The sequence below is a fragment of the Gammaproteobacteria bacterium genome, assembly GCA_016200485.1.
Classification (GTDB): Bacteria; Pseudomonadota; Gammaproteobacteria; order Tenderiales; family Tenderiaceae; genus JACQEP01.
Genome location: JACQEP010000015.1, coordinates 76,016 through 95,961, shown reverse-complemented (window position 1 = coordinate 95,961; position 19,946 = coordinate 76,016). Strand labels below are relative to the sequence as shown.

Annotated in this window: 12 protein-coding genes, 3 tRNA genes and 1 pseudogene; 4 read left to right on the top strand and 12 right to left on the bottom strand. The window is 53.4% G+C overall.

What is annotated here, in order from left to right:
- From tuf to HY272_10065, 4 genes are all read right to left on the bottom strand, one after another.
- The coding region (gene tuf / locus HY272_10080; GenBank protein ID MBI3773030.1) for an elongation factor Tu at positions 1-142 on the bottom strand (142 nt) is incomplete at its 3' end.
- Between the two features lie 59 nt (positions 143-201).
- Positions 202-277 (bottom strand) — tRNA-Thr (locus HY272_10075).
- Positions 278-343: 66 nt separating this feature from the next.
- Positions 344-417, bottom strand: a tRNA-Gly gene (locus HY272_10070).
- Between the two features lie 59 nt (positions 418-476).
- A tRNA-Tyr gene (locus HY272_10065) sits at positions 477-561 on the bottom strand.
- Between the two features lie 169 nt (positions 562-730).
- Here HY272_10065 and galE point away from each other — a divergent pair.
- Entirely contained in the window at positions 731-1,726 is a 996-nt protein-coding gene (gene galE, locus HY272_10060; GenBank protein MBI3773029.1) for a UDP-glucose 4-epimerase GalE, read from the top strand.
- A 57-nt stretch (positions 1,727-1,783) separates the two neighbouring features.
- Positions 1,784-2,455: a TIGR04211 family SH3 domain-containing protein gene (locus HY272_10055; protein ID MBI3773028.1), complete on the top strand. Its 672-nt coding sequence runs from the start codon at positions 1,784-1,786 to the stop codon at positions 2,453-2,455.
- A 115-nt stretch (positions 2,456-2,570) separates the two neighbouring features.
- Here HY272_10055 and ilvD read toward each other — a convergent pair whose 3' ends face one another.
- The 3 genes from ilvD to HY272_10040 all read right to left on the bottom strand — a co-directional run bounded on the left by ilvD (position 2,571) and on the right by HY272_10040 (position 6,878).
- Positions 2,571-4,421 (bottom strand): dihydroxy-acid dehydratase, encoded by a 1,851-nt coding sequence (gene ilvD / locus HY272_10050; GenBank protein MBI3773027.1) that lies wholly within the window; start codon positions 4,419-4,421, stop codon positions 2,571-2,573.
- A gap of 92 nt (positions 4,422-4,513) precedes the next feature.
- Positions 4,514-5,113 carry a response regulator gene (locus HY272_10045; protein ID MBI3773026.1) on the bottom strand — a complete coding sequence of 200 codons (600 nt, stop codon included), beginning with the start codon at positions 5,111-5,113 and terminating at the stop codon, positions 4,514-4,516.
- Between the two features lie 4 nt (positions 5,114-5,117).
- Positions 5,118-6,878 (bottom strand): PAS domain S-box protein, encoded by a 1,761-nt coding sequence (locus HY272_10040; GenBank protein ID MBI3773025.1) that lies wholly within the window; start codon positions 6,876-6,878, stop codon positions 5,118-5,120.
- Positions 6,879-7,034: 156 nt separating this feature from the next.
- Here HY272_10040 and ttcA point away from each other — a divergent pair, with 156 nt between their 5' ends.
- Positions 7,035-7,895: a tRNA 2-thiocytidine(32) synthetase TtcA gene (gene ttcA / locus HY272_10035; GenBank protein ID MBI3773024.1), complete on the top strand. Its 861-nt coding sequence runs from the start codon at positions 7,035-7,037 to the stop codon at positions 7,893-7,895.
- Between the two features lie 594 nt (positions 7,896-8,489).
- Positions 8,490-9,812: an amino-acid N-acetyltransferase gene (argA, locus tag HY272_10030; protein ID MBI3773023.1), complete on the top strand. Its 1,323-nt coding sequence runs from the start codon at positions 8,490-8,492 to the stop codon at positions 9,810-9,812.
- A 365-nt stretch (positions 9,813-10,177) separates the two neighbouring features.
- On the opposite strand, the gene HY272_10025 is transcribed toward argA, so the two are convergent.
- The 5 genes and pseudogenes from HY272_10025 to HY272_10005 all read right to left on the bottom strand — a co-directional run bounded on the left by HY272_10025 (position 10,178) and on the right by HY272_10005 (position 19,940).
- Entirely contained in the window at positions 10,178-10,864 is a 687-nt protein-coding gene (locus tag HY272_10025; protein ID MBI3773022.1) for a 4'-phosphopantetheinyl transferase superfamily protein, read from the bottom strand.
- Positions 10,854-12,083: a hypothetical protein gene (locus HY272_10020; protein MBI3773021.1), complete on the bottom strand. Its 1,230-nt coding sequence runs from the start codon at positions 12,081-12,083 to the stop codon at positions 10,854-10,856. The genes HY272_10025 and HY272_10020 overlap by 11 nt, the downstream gene beginning before the upstream one ends.
- Positions 12,080-15,724 (bottom strand): annotated as a pseudogene (locus tag HY272_10015) (outer membrane lipoprotein-sorting protein). The gene HY272_10020 and the pseudogene HY272_10015 overlap by 4 nt, the downstream one beginning before the upstream one ends.
- Positions 15,721-19,719 carry an amino acid adenylation domain-containing protein gene (locus HY272_10010; GenBank protein ID MBI3773020.1) on the bottom strand — a complete coding sequence of 1,333 codons (3,999 nt, stop codon included), beginning with the start codon at positions 19,717-19,719 and terminating at the stop codon, positions 15,721-15,723. The pseudogene HY272_10015 and the gene HY272_10010 overlap by 4 nt, the downstream one beginning before the upstream one ends.
- The gene (locus HY272_10005; protein MBI3773019.1) at positions 19,716-19,940 is read right to left on the bottom strand and encodes an acyl carrier protein; all 225 of its coding nucleotides are present in this window, start codon (positions 19,938-19,940) and stop codon (positions 19,716-19,718) included. Before HY272_10005 ends, HY272_10010 begins: the two co-directional genes overlap by 4 nt.
- Between the last annotated feature and the right edge of the window lie 6 nt (positions 19,941-19,946).

The following is a 19,946-nucleotide window of genomic DNA, read 5'->3' as shown; positions in this document are numbered from 1 at the left end:
CGTAGCCTTTGGCTTCGCCACCAAATTTCTTCGCCTGCACTACCGTCAGCGCCGCCGTCAGGGTCGTCTTCCCATGGTCGACGTGACCAATGGTTCCCACGTTTACGTGCGGCTTCTTTCGCTCAAACTTTTCCTTGGACATGCTTGCCCCCTTATGACGCTAAATTAATTAACCAAACCCAAAAAATCATAGCCCACTACTGGAGCCCATAACCGGAGTCGAACCGGTGACCTCATCCTTACCAAGGATGTGCTCTACCAACTGAGCTATATGGGCCGAAATCCCAAGAGCAAAAAACAAAAGGCAACCCTTTGCTTTTTGCTCTTCGCATTCTAGACTGAATGGAGCGGGTGATGGGAATCGAACCCACGCCATCAGCTTGGAAGGCTGAGGTTCTACCATTGAACTACACCCGCCTGTTACTCCAGCACGGCACCAGTGAGGTAGCTCGCCTGAGCCGGTCAGCCCAAATACCTGGTGGAGGGGGAAGGATTCGAACCTTCGAAGGCAGAGCCAACAGATTTACAGTCTGTCCCCTTTGGCCGCTCGGGAACCCCTCCCCAAACAAAGGCCGGTATTTTGTCGGAGTAGCGACCTTATGTCAACAAGAATAACGAGATAAAACCTTCTCGCCTCAGCCTTCTATGACTCACACTAACCCTGGGCCACAGTTCATATTTCTTGCCTTAAAGTGCTAATATCAGGTCGTTTTGGCGCCAGGGAGCGGAAATGTCTATAAAATCAGTGTTAGTCACTGGCGGAGCCGGCTACATCGGCAGCCATGTCGTCCTCCAGTTAAAAACCGCGGGTTATCACGTGGTAGTACTGGATAATCTCAGTACTGGTTTTCGCAACGCCGTCAGCGATACCACTCTTATAATAGGGGACACTAGCGACCAACCCTTGGTGGCGCAGGTGCTAAAAGAGCATGCCATTGATTCGGTCATGCACTTTGCCGCTCACACCATCGTTCCGGAATCTGTCGCGAATCCGCTGAAATATTACCAGAATAATACCTGTTCTACTCGCAATCTTCTGGAAACGTGCTCAGCATCCGGGATCAAGCATTTTATCTTTTCCTCGACGGCGGCCGTTTACGGCGTCCCGGCCGGAGGCATCGCCAGCGAAGACACCCCCCTCAATCCGATCAATCCCTATGGCAGCTCAAAACTGATGAGTGAGCAGATGCTGCGCGACCTAAGCGCCGTCAGTGATCTGCGCCATGTAGCGCTTCGTTACTTCAATGTCGCCGGCTCAGACCCTGAGGGACGGATCGGCCAGGCGACCAAGCACGCGACGCTGCTGATTAAGGTTGCCTGCGAGGCCGCCATCGGTAAGCGCAACCATGTCGCCATCTTCGGCACTGATTATTCAACCCGCGACGGCACCGGTATCCGCGACTATATCCATGTCGTGGATTTGGCCAGCGCCCACATCAAGGCCCTGAATTATTTGGAGGCCGGGGGCGATTCCACTACCTTAAATTGCGGATATGGCCATGGCTACAGCGTGCGTGAAGTTTTGGATACCGTGACCCGCGTCCACGGCCAACCGCTTGAGATCCAGGAACTGCCACGCCGGGCGGGTGATCCCCCGGAATTAATTGCCGACGCCCAACGTATTCGCTCAGTCCTAAAGTGGCAGCCCGAATATGACGATCTAGAGAAGATTGTTGCCAGTGCCTTGAACTGGGAGAAAAAACTGCAATACCTGCGTTTTGAGTGATATCTTGATTTTTTGGCTTAAACTGAGTCGCAAAGGATTTCCACACAAGGAGTTAGCGTGAAACCAAGACATGTCGCCCTGTTCAGTAGCCTTCTCTTCCTTTCTCCTCTTGGCTTGACAGCCCCTGCCTACGTCCAGGACGAAATCACAGTCATGGTACGCTCGGGCGATACCCTACAACATCAAATTATCAAGACCATCAAGAGCGGTGCCGCGGTGGAAGTACTTGAGAACCGTGAAGCCAGCGGTTATTCCCGTGTTCGGTTACAGGATGGCACTGAAGGCTGGGTGATTACGCGTTACCTGAGCCCAACCCCCGCCGCGCGTGAGTTGCTCAAACAGGCACAACAACAAATCGCACAACTCAAGCAAGAGAATACACAACTCAAGCAACAACTCAGCAGCGCCGAAGGCGACCGCCGCAGTCTCGGCAGCGACAGTGACCGGCTTAAGGACGACAATCAAAAATTGAATCTAGAGCTGACCAACTTGCGCAACCTATCCAGCAATGTCATCGCCCTGGAAGAAAATAATCAAAAAATGAAAGCCGATATGATGACGCTTGAAACAAAAATGCAAACCCTGGAGCAAGAAAATCACTTGCTGCAAGATCGCCGCACGCGCAACTGGTTCATTATCGGCTTTGGCGTTGCCTTCCTTGGTCTGCTGGTGGGTTTACTGATTCCCAGGATTCGCTGGCGACGCAAATCGAGCTGGAGCGAGTTATAAAAATTGTTCACAGAGACACAACAATTTGTGTCGCCTTCGGCGACAGCTTGGTGGGTTATCCACAGGACTAGGACTTTGCAGTCCGTCGCGCCTGCCGGGCTAACCCACCCTACATTTATTTTTCCAGCTGAGTGACATCACGCACCGCACCACGTGAAGCAGACGTGGTCATCGCCGCATAGGCGCGCAGCGCTGCACTCACTTGCCGTTCACGCGCCACGGGTTTCCAAGCGTTCACGCCATTGGCCGCCATCGCCTGCCGCCGCACATTTAACTCGGCATCGCTGAGCGCAACGCGAATGGTACGGCCGGGAATATCGATCTCAATGATGTCGCCATCCTGCACCAACCCAATCGTGCCACCTTCAGCGGCTTCGGGTGAGACATGACCGATCGACAAGCCTGACGTACCGCCGGAGAAGCGGCCGTCGGTAATCAAGGCGCAGGCTTTGCCCAGTCCTTTGGATTTGAGATAGCTGGTCGGATACAGCATTTCCTGCATCCCCGGCCCACCGCGCGGACCTTCATAGCGAATGATGACCACGTCACCCGGCTTGATCTGATCGTTGAGAATTCCAGTAACCGCCGCATCCTGACTCTCAAAAATGCGTGCTGGACCGCTGAACTTTAAAATGCTGTCATCAACACCGGCCGTTTTCACGACGCAACCGTCTACGGCGAGATTACCGAACAATACGGCAAGACCACCTTCTTTGCTGTAAGCATGTTCGATACTACGGATACAACCATTTTTACGATCAAGATCCAGATCTGGCCAGCGTTTTTCCTGACTGAAGGCCTGTTGCGTCGGGACATTACCCGGTGCAGCACGGTAAAAAGTATGCACGGCTTTATCATTTGTACGGCACACATCCCACTGCTCCAGTGCCGCACCCATACTCGCGCTATGCACGGTAGGTAGATCGCGATGCAACAATCCGGCGCGATCCAGTTCACCGAGAATCGCCATCACACCTCCGGCGCGATGCACATCTTCCATATGATATTTCTGCGTACTGGGCGCAACCTTGCACAACTGCGGTACTTTGCGCGACAAATGATCGATATCGGTCACGCCGAAATTCACGCCTGCTTCTTGTGCGGCAGCCAATAAGTGCAGAATCGTGTTGGTGGAACCGCCCATGGCGATATCCAGCGTCATGGCGTTCTCGAAGGCTTTGAAGCTGGCAATACTGCGTGGCAACACACTGACATCATCCTGTTCGTAATAACGCTTGGCGAGTTCGACACTCAAGCGCCCGGCGCGCAGGAACAATTGTTTGCGATCGGCGTGCGTCGCCAGCAGCGAACCATTGCCCGGCAGACTCAGGCCCAACGCCTCAGTGAGACAGTTCATCGAGTTGGCGGTGAACATGCCGGAACAGGAACCACAGGTCGGGCACGCCGAACGTTCCATTTGCGCGACATCGGCGTCAGATTCATTCGGATTAGCCGCCGCGACCATGGCATCGACCAGATCCAGATGCACTTCCTTACCGCCGATAATCGCTTTACCGGATTCCATTGGCCCGCCGGAGACAAACACCACAGGGATGTTCAGACGCAAGGCTGCCAGCAGCATGCCGGGGGTGATCTTGTCGCAGTTTGAAATGCAGACCATGGCATCGGCGCAATGGGCATTGACCATGTATTCAACCGAGTCGGCGATCAGCTCACGCGATGGCAGTGAATACAGCATCCCGCCGTGGCCCATGGCGATGCCGTCATCGATGGCGATCGTGTTGAATTCCTTGGCCACGCCACCCGCCGCCTCAATCTCGCGCGCCACCAGCTGCCCCATGTCTTTGAGATGGACATGCCCCGGCACGAACTGGGTAAAAGAATTGACGACAGCAATAATCGGCTTGCCGAAGTCACCGTCTTTCATGCCGGTAGCGCGCCACAGGGAGCGGGCGCCCGCCATATTACGGCCGTGGGTGGAGGTGCGGGAACGATAGTGGGGCATGGAATTAGCCTCTGACTTCTAAATCGAAAAGAGACTAAAGATACCAAATTTAAGCGCCGGGCGCGACGCAAGGATAGATTAAACCACCCTATTCAGAGTGATTTTTGCGTTAACTCCCCTTCACAGCTGAGCACATGCCCGGCCTGGACGATCTCTTCTGCAACCTCAATCATCTTACGCCGCTGCGAACGGGCGCGCTGACGCATCAATTCAAAAGCCTGATGCGAATCCATTCCATGCCGTTCCATCAAAATTCCGATGGCCACACTGGTCTCACGCTTTTGATCGAGGGCTGTGCGCAAGTGCTCTTCCATCGCTCGCTGCTCACGCAACTCAATAGCCCGCGCCAATGAAGTTTCAATCACCGGAATAAGTTGCGGCACATCAATCGGCTTGACCAGATATCCAATCGCGCCATACTTGATTGCATTCTGTACAATCTTGTCATCACCATAGGCGGTGAGAAACAAAATTGGAATTTGTGATTCTTGCAATCGTTCAGCAACATCCAACCCGGAGAGTTCGCCCATCCGTACATCGAGTACCATCAGGTCCGGCGCAATCCCAGAAAATTGCTCGAGCGCCTGCTCACCGGAACTTGCTTCAAACACTTCATACCCCGCATGACGCAGCCCCGCCGCGAGGGTGGCTAATATCAGACGATCATCATCAACTATCAATACCTTAGTCATTCCGTTATTTAACCCCCACCAAGCGCGCTTCGTCAACCAAAGATGATAGCGACAACAATACAGGCGCCTCGAGGCGCAAGTGAGTAGTCATCACACCCGCCGCTTCGGAAAGCTGCAACACCGCGCCTTTCGGTGGCATTAAAGACTTAATTAGAGTCAACCCCGTCCCCAAACCCTGGCCTTGCGCCCAATCAACGCGCAAATTATCGTGTTTTGATTGATTGGATAACTTAATACTAACCGCTGCCCCACCTTCCCCAGCGATTGCTATAGCGATTGCTATCGATACCGCTGCATCCGGCACGCTGTGTTTCACTGCATTAATGATCAATTCATTCAATATCAACGCAATCGGCACCGATTCCTTCACCGCCAACAGCAGAGAATTTTCTTCCGCCACAGGGCATTCGAGGATAATCTGGCGCCCAAATAATTCCTCGGCTGATTTTTTCAGTGCCCGTATCAGATTGCACAAATTCACTTCTTGCGGCCGGTCCATGCTTTCCAACCCCATCACCACCGCGACTGAACACAGTTGTGCCACCGCTTCCTCCAACGGTTCTCGCGTCGCAGCATGTGACTGTATTTTCTGCCGCAACAACCCTGCCACCCCCTGCAAAGTATTCTTGATCCGATGATGCACTTCGCGAATCAAGGTCACGCGATGCGCCTCTGCCGCCGCCAGCCGCTGCGCCTCCCGCTGCTTGTGATCGGTCAGATCACGCATGACAACCACTTGCATGGTGCGTTTCTGGTAGGGCGTTAGATTAACCCGGACTTCGATCGGAAATATTGAACCATTCTTGCGCTGACCCACCGCCTCATAAACACCCTGAAAACCATCATTTATTTTAGCCTGGACCAGTTCACGAGATTCGGGCGCCGCCAAATGCAAGACATTCATGCCGATCAATTCGTCCACGCTATAGCCCGTCATTGCAGCCAGGGCGGGATTACAATCAAGCACTGTCCCCTGATCGTGCAGAAGCACCCCTTCTGCGCTCACTTCGACCAGACGCCGGAAACGGGCCTCACTCTCACGCAGCTCTACTTCCATCTTGCGCCGCTGCCATTCTGCTGCCTCATAACGCGCGATGTCCTCGTCCCCACCGAGAATGCGGCGCAACGGTGCCAGCAGCGATTCATTGGCAAATAGATAAATCATCGTAAACGCCAGTAACGTCATCGCTCCAGTGATAATCACCGCCGCCAGCAGATAGCTCTGACGCGTCTTGGCCGCTGTGGTGTAGTGCTGAACCAGGCCGTCACTGAGATCACGCAGCTGACCTGCCTGATTCAGCACTTCGATGGAAATACGCCAGTCACTGGGATTCGTATGCAACTGTTGCGCTGTAGCATCCAGTTGCCGCAAGGCCTCGGCGATCACCGCCAGCTGGGCAGACATCGCAGGATCGGTCAGCCGCGTAATCCGCGCCTGCTGTCTTTGCTCAAGATCACGAGAATAAACTCCCCCCTGGCGAAGGGCCTGCAGCGTCTGGCTAAATATTGCGTGCGCCTGCGGGTAACCCATGCCGGCCATAACGGTGCCGTCCGCATTTTTCGCCTGCTGTTTGACCAGTTCTTCCAGTAAGCCGCTTGCCATCGATTGGGACAGCATCCGCTGCCGGCCCATGACATCGATGACATCGGCGTCATCCCGCATTTGTTGCAACAACACCAACAGGGCCGTGATACAGATCCCGGTCATCGCCATCGCCACCAGGAAAATCAGACGGGTACGCCGCTGGAGCGTAAATTTGTTCACCTGCCACGCCTCCGGTTTAGGTTCCTTCTCGGCCACATTATCACGCCTAACCCGTATTTCTCACCGACCAGCTACTACGGGCCAAGCCCGTGATGCCCTCAGGGGAATAAATAGCGTAAAATTCGCCCCTCGTCGCCTATTAACCGGGATCGCATCATGGCAGCCACGCTCGAAAAACTGGAAAAGAAATTGCTCCACTACACAGGCAAAGCCATTGCCGACTACAACCTGATCCAGAAAGGCGACCGGGTGATGGTCTGTCTCTCCGGCGGCAAGGATTCTTTTACAATGCTTTACTTGCTCAATCTGCTGCGTGTTCGCAGCCACAACAAATTTGAGCTGTTTTCTTTTACGCTGGATCAGGGACAGCCCGGCTGGGACGACAGCCGGCTGCGCACCTGGCTTACCGATCAAGGCATCGCCCATACGGTTCACAAACAAGACACTTATTCGGTGGTGATCGAGAAAATTCCGGAAGACAAAACCTATTGTTCACTCTGTTCGCGTCTGCGGCGCGGCAATATCTACACCTATGCCACCAAACATAGCTTTACCAAGATCGCACTCGGCCATCATCGTGACGATTTAATCACCAGTCTGCTGATGTCAATTTTCTATAATGGCGAAATCAAGTCGATGCCGCCAAAACTGCTCACCGATGATCAACGTCACATTGTCATTCGCCCATTAGCCTATTGTCAGGAAGACGATATCGCTGAATACGCCGCGCTGCGGGAATTTCCTATTATTCCGTGCAATCTCTGCGGCTCACAGGACAATCTTGTCCGCCAAAAGACCAAGCAACTGATTAAAGACCTGGCGGGAGACAATATGAAAATCCCAAGCAATATTCTTCATGCACTACAGGCGATCCATCCGAGCCAGTTGATGGACAAACGCCATTGGGATTTCAAACATCTGGAACAACAACGTATTGCAGGGTTAGAAAACATAGGGGCGGGTTTGAATCCCGCCCCTACAAAACAAAAAGGGGAGCTATCCCGCTCCCCTTTTTGATAATTCTTTAACCCAGTTAAGAGATCATCAGACCATAATCTGGCCAGCAAATAACGCCACGCAGATTGTCAGCCCCAACACACCCACAATCAACGCCATCGTCTGTTCCATTACGGGCTTTTTGATTCCGGTATACATGGTTGCTATCTCCTCAGGAGTTAACGATACGTGAGGGCCTTAGGCCATCAGCTGATTGGCGAAAGTGCCTACAGCAATTACGATACCCAGTACAGCAGCAACCAGCGCAAATTTTTGTTCCATGATAATTCCCCCACGAAAATAAAATGAAATAATCTTTCCCCTAAACCCTATTGCCAGAGTCAACCATCACGGTTTCATAAAGAAACATAGCAGAACGCTAAACAATTTGACAAGTATTTTTTACCAAAATAGTCAAAATTAAACTTGTTGATATCCTTGCACTTTCTACACCTAAAATCCCTATGGCTTAAGTTTTACGACTTCAACTAATATAGGTGCAAAATCGCTGCAAACCCTTTAAATTGATATTAAGTTGCGAACAACTCTTAACGTAACAAATCAAAAGCTTAGTATTTTAATCGAGATTTTATGCACGCCCACACAGAGGAGCTAATGTCCATGGAAACCCCGGCCTCGGCGCAGTTCGTCGCCTGGTTCCGTCAGTCATCGCCCTACATTCACGCGTTTCGGGGTCGCACTTTCGTCATCAGCTTTGATGGCGCGGCGGTGATCGACCCCCGCTTTCCGGCACTGATCCATGACATCGCCCTGCTCCATAGTCTGGGCATCCGTTTGGTGCTAGTGCATGGTGCGCGGCCACAAATCGAACAACGGTTGCAGGAACGCGGCCTGAAAATGGAATACGTCAACGGCCGGCGCGTGACCGATGCCAATGCACTGACTTGTGTTAAAGATGCCGTAGGTAGTGTGCGGCTGGAAATTGAAGCGCTGTTATCAATGGGCCTCGCCAATTCACCAATGGCCGGCGCACGGCTGCGTGTTGCATCCGGAAATTTTGTTACTGCCAAACCGCTGGGCGTACGCGGTGGTATTGATTACTGCCATACCGGCGAAGTGCGGCGTGTTGATGCAGATGCGATCAAACAGCGACTGGATAGCGGCACGCTCGTGCTGCTCTCGCCATTGGGATTTTCACCCACGGGTGAGATTTTCAATTTAACCGCCAATGAAGTCGCTGCCGCCTGCGCCACCAGCTTACAGGCGGATAAATTGCTGTTCCTCACTGAGACCAATGTCATTACAGATACCCAACAGGCATCCGCGCGGGAACTAACGCTGGAACAAGCGCAGCAACGCGTCAATGCACTCCAACAACTTGATGAAGAATCCCAATATCTACAACATGCCATCGATGCCTGCCGCCAGGGCGTGCGGCGCACGCATTTAATCGATCGTCACATCGATGGCGCTTTATTGCTGGAACTCTTCACTCGTGACGGCGTTGGTACCCTCATCGGCGCCGAAACCTTTGAAGGCACGCGTCAAGCAACGATTGAAGATGTGGGCGGCATTCTGGAACTGATCAAACCGCTGGAAGAAGAAGGTATGCTGGTACGGCGCTCACGCGAACAACTGGAGCTGGAAATCGAACATTTCACCGTCGTCGATCGCGACGGCACCATCATCGCTTGCGGCGCACTGTATCCGTTTGTGCAGGAAAGCATTGCCGAGCTGGCGTGTCTAGCGGTGCACCCCGATTATCGCCAAAGCGGACGTGGCGACGCGCTGCTCACCGCCATCGAAAAACAGGCCAAACAACAAGGCCTGCGCCAAGTCTTCGTGCTGACGACGCACACCGCGCATTGGTTCCAGGAACGCGGCTATACGCCCGGCCAAGTGGATCAATTGCCGGTGAAAAAGCAGGTGCTATACAACTATCAGCGTAAGTCGAAGGTATTTATCAAGGTGCTTTGAATTTTAATCCCATCATTTCTGAGATTTTCCGGGGGGGGATTAAAGCCTGCCTTGTTCCGGCACCCCACCACCGGAATGCCTGATAGAATCGCCCACGTGCACCACCAAGTGGTGTCGGTTTTCCATAATATAACGCAGACGGGCTTCCATGCCCCGGCCCTTACGCATCAATTCGGCATCAGGATCGATTCGGAATTGATGGGGGTCATTGCTGCGCCGCTCGCTAAAGAGGGTTGGCTGATATCGGCTCCGCGCATCCTTCACTCTCGTTTTGTGTCTGTTGTGCGCTATTTTATCATCTACCACAGCGGTAATTTGAGTTTTTCAACAAGCTGCCAGGGGGTTATGAGGCGCTTACGGAATTTTTATTTGGCACCGTGAGTGTTCACATTAACGAATCCTCGATGAGCTTCACTCAACACACATACAGACAACACTTTATCTGTGCCATGGTTTTTTAACGTGATCTGCCATTGATCGCCTACCTGTTTTGCCACGTCAGGCGGAAGGATTACTTGACGAAAATCCGAGCTAATTTGAATCAGTTTGACTGGCAGCTGCAAGCCAAGGCCACACGCTTTCATGACTGACTCTTTGGCTGTCCAATATTCGATCAGGCAGCGCGACTGGTTTGCCATTGGTTGTGTACGTAAATGATCCAGTTCTTCATCACTCAGGACATGCTGTGCCAATCCCTGCCAATCCCGCTTAGGCAGCGCTTCCAGATCCACGCCCACCGGGACATCCGCCACTGCCAGGACAGCGTTATCACCGCAATGGCTAAGGCTGAAATGGCAATGGGTAAAGTGGCTTAGAAATGGTTTCCCCAAAGGGGTATGGCGAATCTGTAGTGCTGCGGGGTTATCGTTCAGATGTTCCCCCAAGCGGAGGCGTAACCCTGCCCGCGCGGCGGCGTATCGCATAGCGGCGAGTGGTTGTTTGAAGTTTCTATAGCGGTGGGTTTCCTCGTTGCTCAACAGCGCCAAATCATCGGACAGGTGTGTCTCCAGGCGCCATGCATACAAAGAAACTGTTGCGTTTTCACAATCCATAACGCAACTGGAGATAAATTAGTCGATTGCGTTGCAACTGCCCAAAGTAAGTGTATTCGGGGCCGAAATAGTGGTCAGTTCCCAATAAAATTCGCAGATCATCATTGATTGCATAATCAAGTTTAACTCTGGCAGTACCATTCCGGTCCGGCCAAACTGCTACGCCTGTCGTTTCCAATGTTAAGCTGTCATTCAACCATCGCTTGGCAATCCGCCAAGTAAACCCTTCCTGATTTTGTGCTGTTTGCCCACTGAGGGCGGCCTGCCGTAGGGCCACATCCTGCGTTACTCCTGACGCGAGAGATTCAGGGTCACTAAAGTCATACACATGTCGCACAGTGGCCTGAATGCCAAATGTGCCACCTTCGCCGAATGACCACTCGGGTCCTCCCACCAGCCAAAGTTGCGGCTTTTTGTGAGAGAAATCCAGACGACCCTCGCTGTCTGTTTGCAACCACGCCGACTCTGCACGCCAAATCACGCCTTCGTGAACCCAGCTCACATCCCCGCCGATCACCTTAGCACGCTGATTGCGCACCACCACGTCCAGACCTTGGGCCGATAGACCACCCGGAAGCAGGTCTGGGGTCGGATCAAACCCATTAAAATAAGAGAGCGAGCCGTCGATATTTTCGCTACTCCCCTCCCATTTCAGCGCCCATTGTGAAGATTCGGGGGGTGACTCGATACGGTAGGCCACGCCCGGTAGGGTTGCCAGCGGAATGGTATTGCTGGCCGCCTGAGGAAACCAGAACACAGACCAGAGACCTGTGCGCGTTTCGAGCGCCACATTAGCGCTCTCGTTACCATAACGCATATCAGCATCTTCAGTGACTAATAACGTGAAATCACGCGGCGACAGATAATCGGTCGGGTTAAGCCCATCAGCTCGCCCCCATGCGATCATCTGCCGACCAAGCTTGACGTCGAGCGGTCCAAAATGATTGCGCCAATACAATTCACGAACCAGCCCATGACGAGAAACATCTGAACTTTGCGTGCGCACCCAGCCATTAACCACCAGCTGGCCAAGCGCATCACTATTGACTTTGGCTTTCCCCCAAGCGCTTGTGCCACTCAGGGGACCCTCATCATTCAAATCGCGATCACCATTCCATGCATCACCGCGCAGCGACAGTGAGGAATCGATATCTACATTTGCCGCAACAATATTTGATCCGAGCAGTCCCAGTACTGTCAACGCATACTTCCAACTCACTTATCTAGATTCCGCGGCGTAAAGAGTGAGGCGGCAACATTCTGGTCTGCCTTGAACTCATCGAATTGTATAGTGGTTCGATGACCATTTTGAAGATTTTCAGCCACCGACACCATCGCCTGATACTTGCCATTTTTTCCCACCTGACGAATGTCCGTGGTGCTGATGCGCTTCAGCGGTTGCTCACCTTCATCCCAGAAATCGACACGGCTGGCGACAAAATTATCCTTGCGTACCCAAGTTACCCGCTTAGAATATCCGCTGTTCTGCTTAACGGCATCGCTGCTTGGCGTCGATTCAATCACATAACACTGCGCACCGTCGTTCATTTCCTCGCGGAGTATTTTGTGGGTCCATTCTTCCGGCTTGTGGCCGATGATGTCACCGTAGCTGAAATCTGTACCCACAAAACTATCCTTTTTGTTGGAGGCAGAAAGGCGGCGCACCTTGCCCAGCGCGGGCAGATAGACCCACATATCATCATCAGCATTGGCATTGGCATGCTCAATCAATAGGGTGGAGGTTCCCTTGATATCCGCGGGAGAGAGAAAACGAACAAGACGCATATTGTCTTCACTCTTGTCCTGCAACCGGGTCAATCCGCTCGTCTTACGCACCCGGCTGAAACCCTCTCGGTTGGTCAGCGTGAACGTGGCATTCGCTATCGAATCATTGACCTTCGTCGCGGCCAGATTTTTTCGCATGATCTCAAGCGCCGGCGACGAATCCGCGTGAGCAAAGCCGCCGATAAACAACAACAGACTGGAACCAAACACTAACAAACTCACCCATTGCCAGGCTGACCAGCGGCTATCCGCTCTAAAAATGAACCGCGGTTGCCATGACAGCACTAAACCCAACACCAGCGTCAACGAGGCCCACACACTGACCACCATCGCTAGCACGATAAACAAGGAAAGCCACAAGTGAATATTGTAGCCGATCGACAGCGCCAGTACGCCATACCCCCCCGCGACTGCCGTGGCGACATAAAGCGCCGCCTTGCCGGCGGTTGCCAACGTATTGAAAGTCGCCTGATTGGTCTCATCACCGGCATTGATCTGTTCGCGCATGCGATACAGCAGGTAGATCGCATAATCGGCGCCGATGCCCACTGCCATCGCCGAGATCAGCGAGTTCGGAATATTCAGCGGGATATTGAACGCCCCCATTACGCCAAACACGGCCAGCACAGCCATCGCCAGGGGTAACAACACAATCACACCCGCTGTGAATGAACGGAATGCCAGCGCAGAAATCACAAATATGGCGAGCGCTATCTGTACGATATTGCGGATCTTGCCCTTGACCATCGTATCTGTCAGGGCGATGGTCTGCACGACATCTCCACCAAAACTTACTTTAATATTTGGTCCGAAGGCCTCTCGGGTCTCGCCTTCCAGCTTATTCACCAGATCCTTAACATAAGCATTACTACCCGATTTCAGCAGGATGGTGATCTTGGCACGCTGATATTGATAATCGACATAGGCATCGAAGTCTCCCGGCTCGCCAGACATGGAGTACAACAGCAAATACTGTGACACCAGATTTCCATTCGTTGGCAACACGCTGGCATTGATGGCATCACCATTCATTGCCTGGTTCATGCGCTTGAGGTAGTCGACGATGGAGATCGTCTTACCCACGAATGGCTGCGCCTCTGCAAAACGTTGAGTGCGCTCTATCGCGGCGAGTACTTCAGGGTTTTTGATTGTATCCGCACGATTACCCTCCACCATGATATACAGACTGTTGGTGCCTCCAAGTTGACTGTTTAGGAACTCGTCATCCTTCTGAATATCGAGATTGGCGGCAAAGAAATTTTTACTGGCGTTATCGATCTCAACACGCTGGATCCCTAACACACACAACACTACCACCCCGGCAAGCACGCCAAACATCATGCGGCGGCGGGTGCGGGATACCAGCTGTTCGCCGACCCAGCGCGGAATGCGGTCCCAAATCCGCTGTTTGTTCTCACGCACCAAGTCTTTATCGCTCGGCGGTGACAACAGGGAGCGCATGGCCGGGATAAATGTCATTTCCAGCAGTACGGCACTCAGAATCCCCACACCCGTGAAAACGCCGAAGCTGCGAATGGTGGCGATATCGAACACTAACAGGGAGAAGAAGCCGAGCGCAGCCACTCCACCTGCAATCATCATGACCGGACCGATGCCGGTCAACGATCGGATAACGGCCTCGCGATTGGCATCCTGCGGCGACAAGACGCCGATCTGGCGCAACTTGACGTATTCTTCATAGTAGCGTTTGAGCATCTGCACCGCGTGCCCTGCCGCCACCGCCAGAATCAGGATTGGCGTCGGAGAGTTGAAGATATCGAGCGGCTGGCGCACCAGTCCCATGAACCCCATTCCCCAGACCACCGCCATTAACGCCGTCACAAGCGGCAATATCAACCCTTGCTTGGTACGGAATGCCTCAAAGTGCAATAAACCAATCACCAGGATCGCAATGGGGAACAAAATATTTATACGTTGGGCAAAAGTCTCGGTTTTGTCGAGGTAAATTGGGTTACCGCCAAGCGTGATTGTCACCTCCGGCCCACGTTCAGCATCGACCACCGCACGTACAGGCTCGACCATTTTCTGGAATCCATCCGGCCGCTCTTTCAGTTCAACCAAGATTGCTGCTGTATGAAAATCTGGCGAGACCACCGTATTCATATACACGGAATTGGATAGAATGGCTTGTTTGAGCGCGGCATAATCTTCTTTTGTCAGTGAGCCTTGCCTGAGCAGCGGCCTGGCTTCAAACCCCTCCTCTGTGCCTTTGATGGCCTTCGCCTGACGAGCTGCCAGACTCACCAGCGTTGAACGTACCACACCGGGGGTGTTTTCCAGCTTACGCGTGATTCGCTGCACGCGGTCAAGCACGGCGGGCTGAAAAATATCACCTTGCTTCGGACTGACGCCAATGAGCATCAAGTACTTGGAACCAAATTCCGCGTCAATGCGATTAGTGGACTTGATATACGGATGCCCTTGTGGTGCAAGCGCCGACGGGTCGATAACGACCTTAAGACCCGCTCCGAACACGCCCAGTACCGCGGTAATCACCGCGATCACAACAATGACCGTGATACGGTTTCGTAATAACCATTGCGCATAGCGATTCATATCTTCTCCTTAAGACAACTTGGTGGAATGGCGCTAAATGGAATTTCCCACAGATCAATCCGTTTGCGATACAGTGAGTTGCTTGCGTAACTTCACCACATCACTCTCAATTTGGCTAATCAACACCTTGCGCAAAATCGTTGCCGGAATGATACCGAAAAATTTGCCCGGCTCGGCAGCGAATTGCCAGTGCACCTCAACACCCGCCAGGTGCGGACGCAGGGTGTAGCGCCCCTCATAATAGAATGGTCCCTCGATCACCTTGAACGCATATTCACAATCCGGTGTGCTTTCGATAATCTCAGCAAGAAAATTCATCTTACGGGTGAGGAAGTTAAAAACAATCGTGTAACGGCACCCCACGTCTGGCTGCGGTGCCAACAGTTCCACGGCACTACAGGAGCTTTGCCACTGGGCATCGTTTGCCGGGTTGGAGAGATAAGCAAAGGCCTCCGCTGGAGAAACCGGCAATGTATAACGGTAATCGGCGTGTATCATGCAGCAAATCCTATGACAGGTTTAACAGGAAAATGGCGATCAATCATAGCCGCAACCGCTTTCGCTTGCGGCGCATACATGATTGAATTGTGATCACCAGGCAACTCAACTATCTGCAATGTGTCCAGCACAAGCTCGGTCCAACCTAATGACGGACCATAGTCTTCCGGTTCATCAACCGCGCGCACCAGTAACACAGGCAACGACTCCGCAGGCGGAAAATATAACTGCAATGCAATACCATTGGCGATATAGACCTCAAAATAACGGGAGAACTGATCAATATCAGCGTCACGGGGCAAGACATCAATCGCCTTGGCTTCGTTCAATACATATTCGAGCATCGATTCGTTCGGCAACGCACGTAGAATGTCTGCCGTGATACGTAAAGACTTACCATATGGCGTGGCCAAGTCACGTGCAAACCACGACAACAACGTTGCATCGTCGGCGTCGCTGGGAACATTGGCAGGAACGGGGGCACGCGTGTCGATCAGCGTAATGCCGGTAACCATTTCTCCTGAATCGCGTAAGCGTCGTGCCACCTCAAACGCAATGATACCCCCGAAACACCAGCCGCCCAGGAGATAGGGACCTTGCGGCTGTTTTTCGCGCAACACTTCAAGATAGCGGCCTGCCATTGCCTCAATGGTCACCTCGGCCTCTCCCGCATTGATCAACCCTGGCGATTGGATTGCCAGTACCGGCCGTTCGCTGGCAAGGTGTTGGCATAGCTCAAGATAACAGAACACATTACCGCCGATGGGGTGAAACAGCCATAACGGCTGAACATCACGCCGCGCACGCAGGGTGAGCAACATGCCCGGACGGGCATCGCCACCCCGGCGTAAACGGCTAGCCAACGCCGCGACGGTTGCATGCTGGATGAGCTCAGCCACTGACAATTCAACGTCGAACAGGCGCTTAATGCCGGCCACCAACTGCACAGCCAAGAGCGAGTGGCCGCCTAAATCAAAGAAGTTGTCCTCAATGCCGACGCGAGACACACTGAGCAGATCACTGAACAGCCCAGCCAGCTGAATTTCCAGCTCGTCACGAGGGGCAACATAATCGCTGTCCGGCAATGACACTTCCGGCGCAGGCAACGCCTTGCGATCAATTTTGCAATTCGGCGTCTGCGGCAAATGCTCAAGAAAGACGAAGGCTGATGGCAGCATATACGCTGGCAACTCTGCACGTAACGCATCACGCAATTCATCCAGCACAGTGGCTTCGTTCGCTGCAACCAAGTAAGCGACTAAACGGGGATCGCTCGGCCGATCCTCGCGCACGACAACAACGGTGTCGCGGACCGCGTGATGCTGCCGCAATACGCTTTCGATTTCACCCAACTCAATACGGTAACCACGAAGCTTAACCTGAAAATCAAGCCGGCCATGATGCTCAAGTCGACCATCCGCAGTCCAACGCACTCTGTCACCCGTGCGGTATACGCGGCCTGCCTGCGGTAACGTGTCCAGAACACGAAAACGTTCTGCTGTCAGTTCAGGCTTTTTCCAATAATCGAGCGCAAGTCCATCACCGCCTATCCACAACTCGCCAATCACGCCTGGCGGTACTGGATAACCTTGGGAATCGAGCACATACAACTGGGTGTTGGCAATCGCGCGGCCCACATGAATTGGCGCATCGGGCACTAGACGTACGGCTGTTGACCACACTGTGGTCTCGGTTGGCCCATAGAGATTCCACAACGCAGTGGTTCGCGCATGTAATTGCTGTGCAAGTTGCGGGGACAACGTATCACCACCACACAACGCGGTCAGCGTCTTGCAGCCCTGCCATCCCGCATCGATCAACATTTTCCAAGTCGCCGGCGTTGCCTGCATCGCAGTAATGGTGTCGCTGGCAAGCCGATCAGCTAACTTGGCACCATCCCGCAGCGAGGCATTATCCGCCACGATCACTTCACCACCAGCTAGTAATGGCAACAATAGCTCCAGCACTGAGATATCGAACGCTGGCGTCGTGACCGCTAACAAGCGGGTATGTGCATCCCATTGCAATAACGTCTGCATGCCCAGGAGGAAGTTGCGCACGGACCCGTGCCCAACGCGCACGCCCTTGGGTTGGCCAGTCGACCCCGAGGTGTACAATACATAGGCCACTTTACTCACTAGCGGCGCATGAGGCGCTTGATCCGGCAGTGCCATATCGACACAGATCGTGGATAATCCATCTGGCCAGAGCGGTTGCAGATCACTCTCTGTGATTAACGCCGACAACTGCGCATCCGACGCGATATAGGCCAAACGTTCCGCCGGGAATGAAGGATCAAGCGGCACATAAGCCGCACCAGCACGCCAGATACCCAAAATCCCCGCGACCAAATCGACCCCACGTTCCAACATCAAACCGACATGGGCATCCGGTATCACACCTGCGCTACGCAGTACACCGGCAATCTGCCCTGCCCGGCGCCATAGTGTTGCATAATCAAGCTGCCGTGTAGCATCTCGCACCGCGGGAGCATTAGGTGCCCTTGTCACGCACTCAAAAATATCGGTCGACACACTGCCTTGCTGCCAGTCGCACCGAGGGCCACGGCCCATTGCCAGCCAGCGCGCGAGCTCCACTGGATTGTCCGGACGGATTTGTCCCAACGGACACTGCGGCGCAGCCACGAGCTGTTCTGTCAAACCGATGAAATAGCGGGCCATTTCGGCGATTGTATCCGGACGTAACAGCCGATGCTGGTATTTAAATACGCCCACGAATGCACCTTCGCGCTCGCCCCCCATTTCCAACATCAGATCGAGCTGACCTTCTTGTTGCGGTACTGCAAATGGCCGAAGCACAAGCCCTGCGGTGTGCCGTTCCAGTAGCGGTGGATCAGCAAGAAAGAAATGCTCAAATTCAGCCAACAGTGGCAGACGTTCCCAGGAGAAACCAAGCTGTGCAATAGGCGCGTAACTGGGATCGCGGCGTGGCGCCAATTCCTCCACCAACGACGAGAATGGGAAATCCTGATGACGCAGTGCACCCACCACGACATCGCGCACTTGCTGTAATAAATTACTAAAACTGATGCTGTCGTCAAGCTGAACGCGCAAGGCAACCGTATTCACATATTGCCCAAGCTGCATTCGCTGTGATCGCTCGGTGCGGCCCGCGACCGGCGTCGCAATCACTAAATCGTCATCCCCCGAGAACTGGCGCAACAAAACACTATAGGCGGCCAATAGCACCATGAAGGGCGTGGCGCTCTCTTCGCGCGCGACACGACGGATCGACTCACTGACTGTCGCGTCAAATACAAACGGAAGCGTATGCCCATCATATTCCTGCAGGGCGGGACGTGGTGCGTCAAACGGCAGTGAATGCACAGGGGGCGCGCCCTTCAGCTGGTCTCGCCAGTATTTCAAGTCGCGGTCTCGAAGTGCTGGATCGGTCTGGCGTATCTGCTGCGCGTGCGCATACTGTCCATAACCACTTCCCTCCAATGGCTGCGTGCTTCGTTCCGCAATTCCCAAACGTCCCGCGACCTCCTGTAACAACAGACCAAGCGACCAAAAATCCAATAAGACATGGTGAACAACCACCACCGCCAACCAGCGTGAGTCGGTACGTTGGTACAGATGAACACGCCATAACGGCGGGCAACCAAGATCGAACGGTACCCGGCTGTCGGTACGCGCCTGCTCACGCAGGCGCTCGTCGCTCCAACCAGAGGCATTCACAATCTGAACATCAGGCGTGACGTGCTGGTGGACCCATTGCTGTGGTCCTTCCGGTGTCTCTGGCAGCGCGGTACGCAATACGGGGTAATCGGTGAGCAATGCATCCAATAGCTGCGGCAATGCACTCGGCCACCCATCCAGCCCAACGGTAACGTCCACACTAAACAGCAGATGATAAGCACCGCAGCTTGGCGCCAGTTGCTGTAGATACCATAGCCCCACCTGCTCTGGCGCTAATGGATGAATCGCCAATACTCCATCAGGCAACGGCGCATTCAGCGAATCTATACTCACGCCACCACCTGTTCACTTGATTGCAATGTATCGGACAAATATCGGGCTAAATGGTCAATGGTCGGGCAATCCCACAGCAAGGTAGAAGGCAGCTCAAGCCCCAGCATCTCTTCAAGATCACCTGCGATCGTCAAAGCCGCGATCGAATCCAGCCCATACTGGGTCAACGGTTTATCAGTCGCCACACTGCCCGCTGGCAGGCGTAGCTCTTGGACTAGCATCTGAAC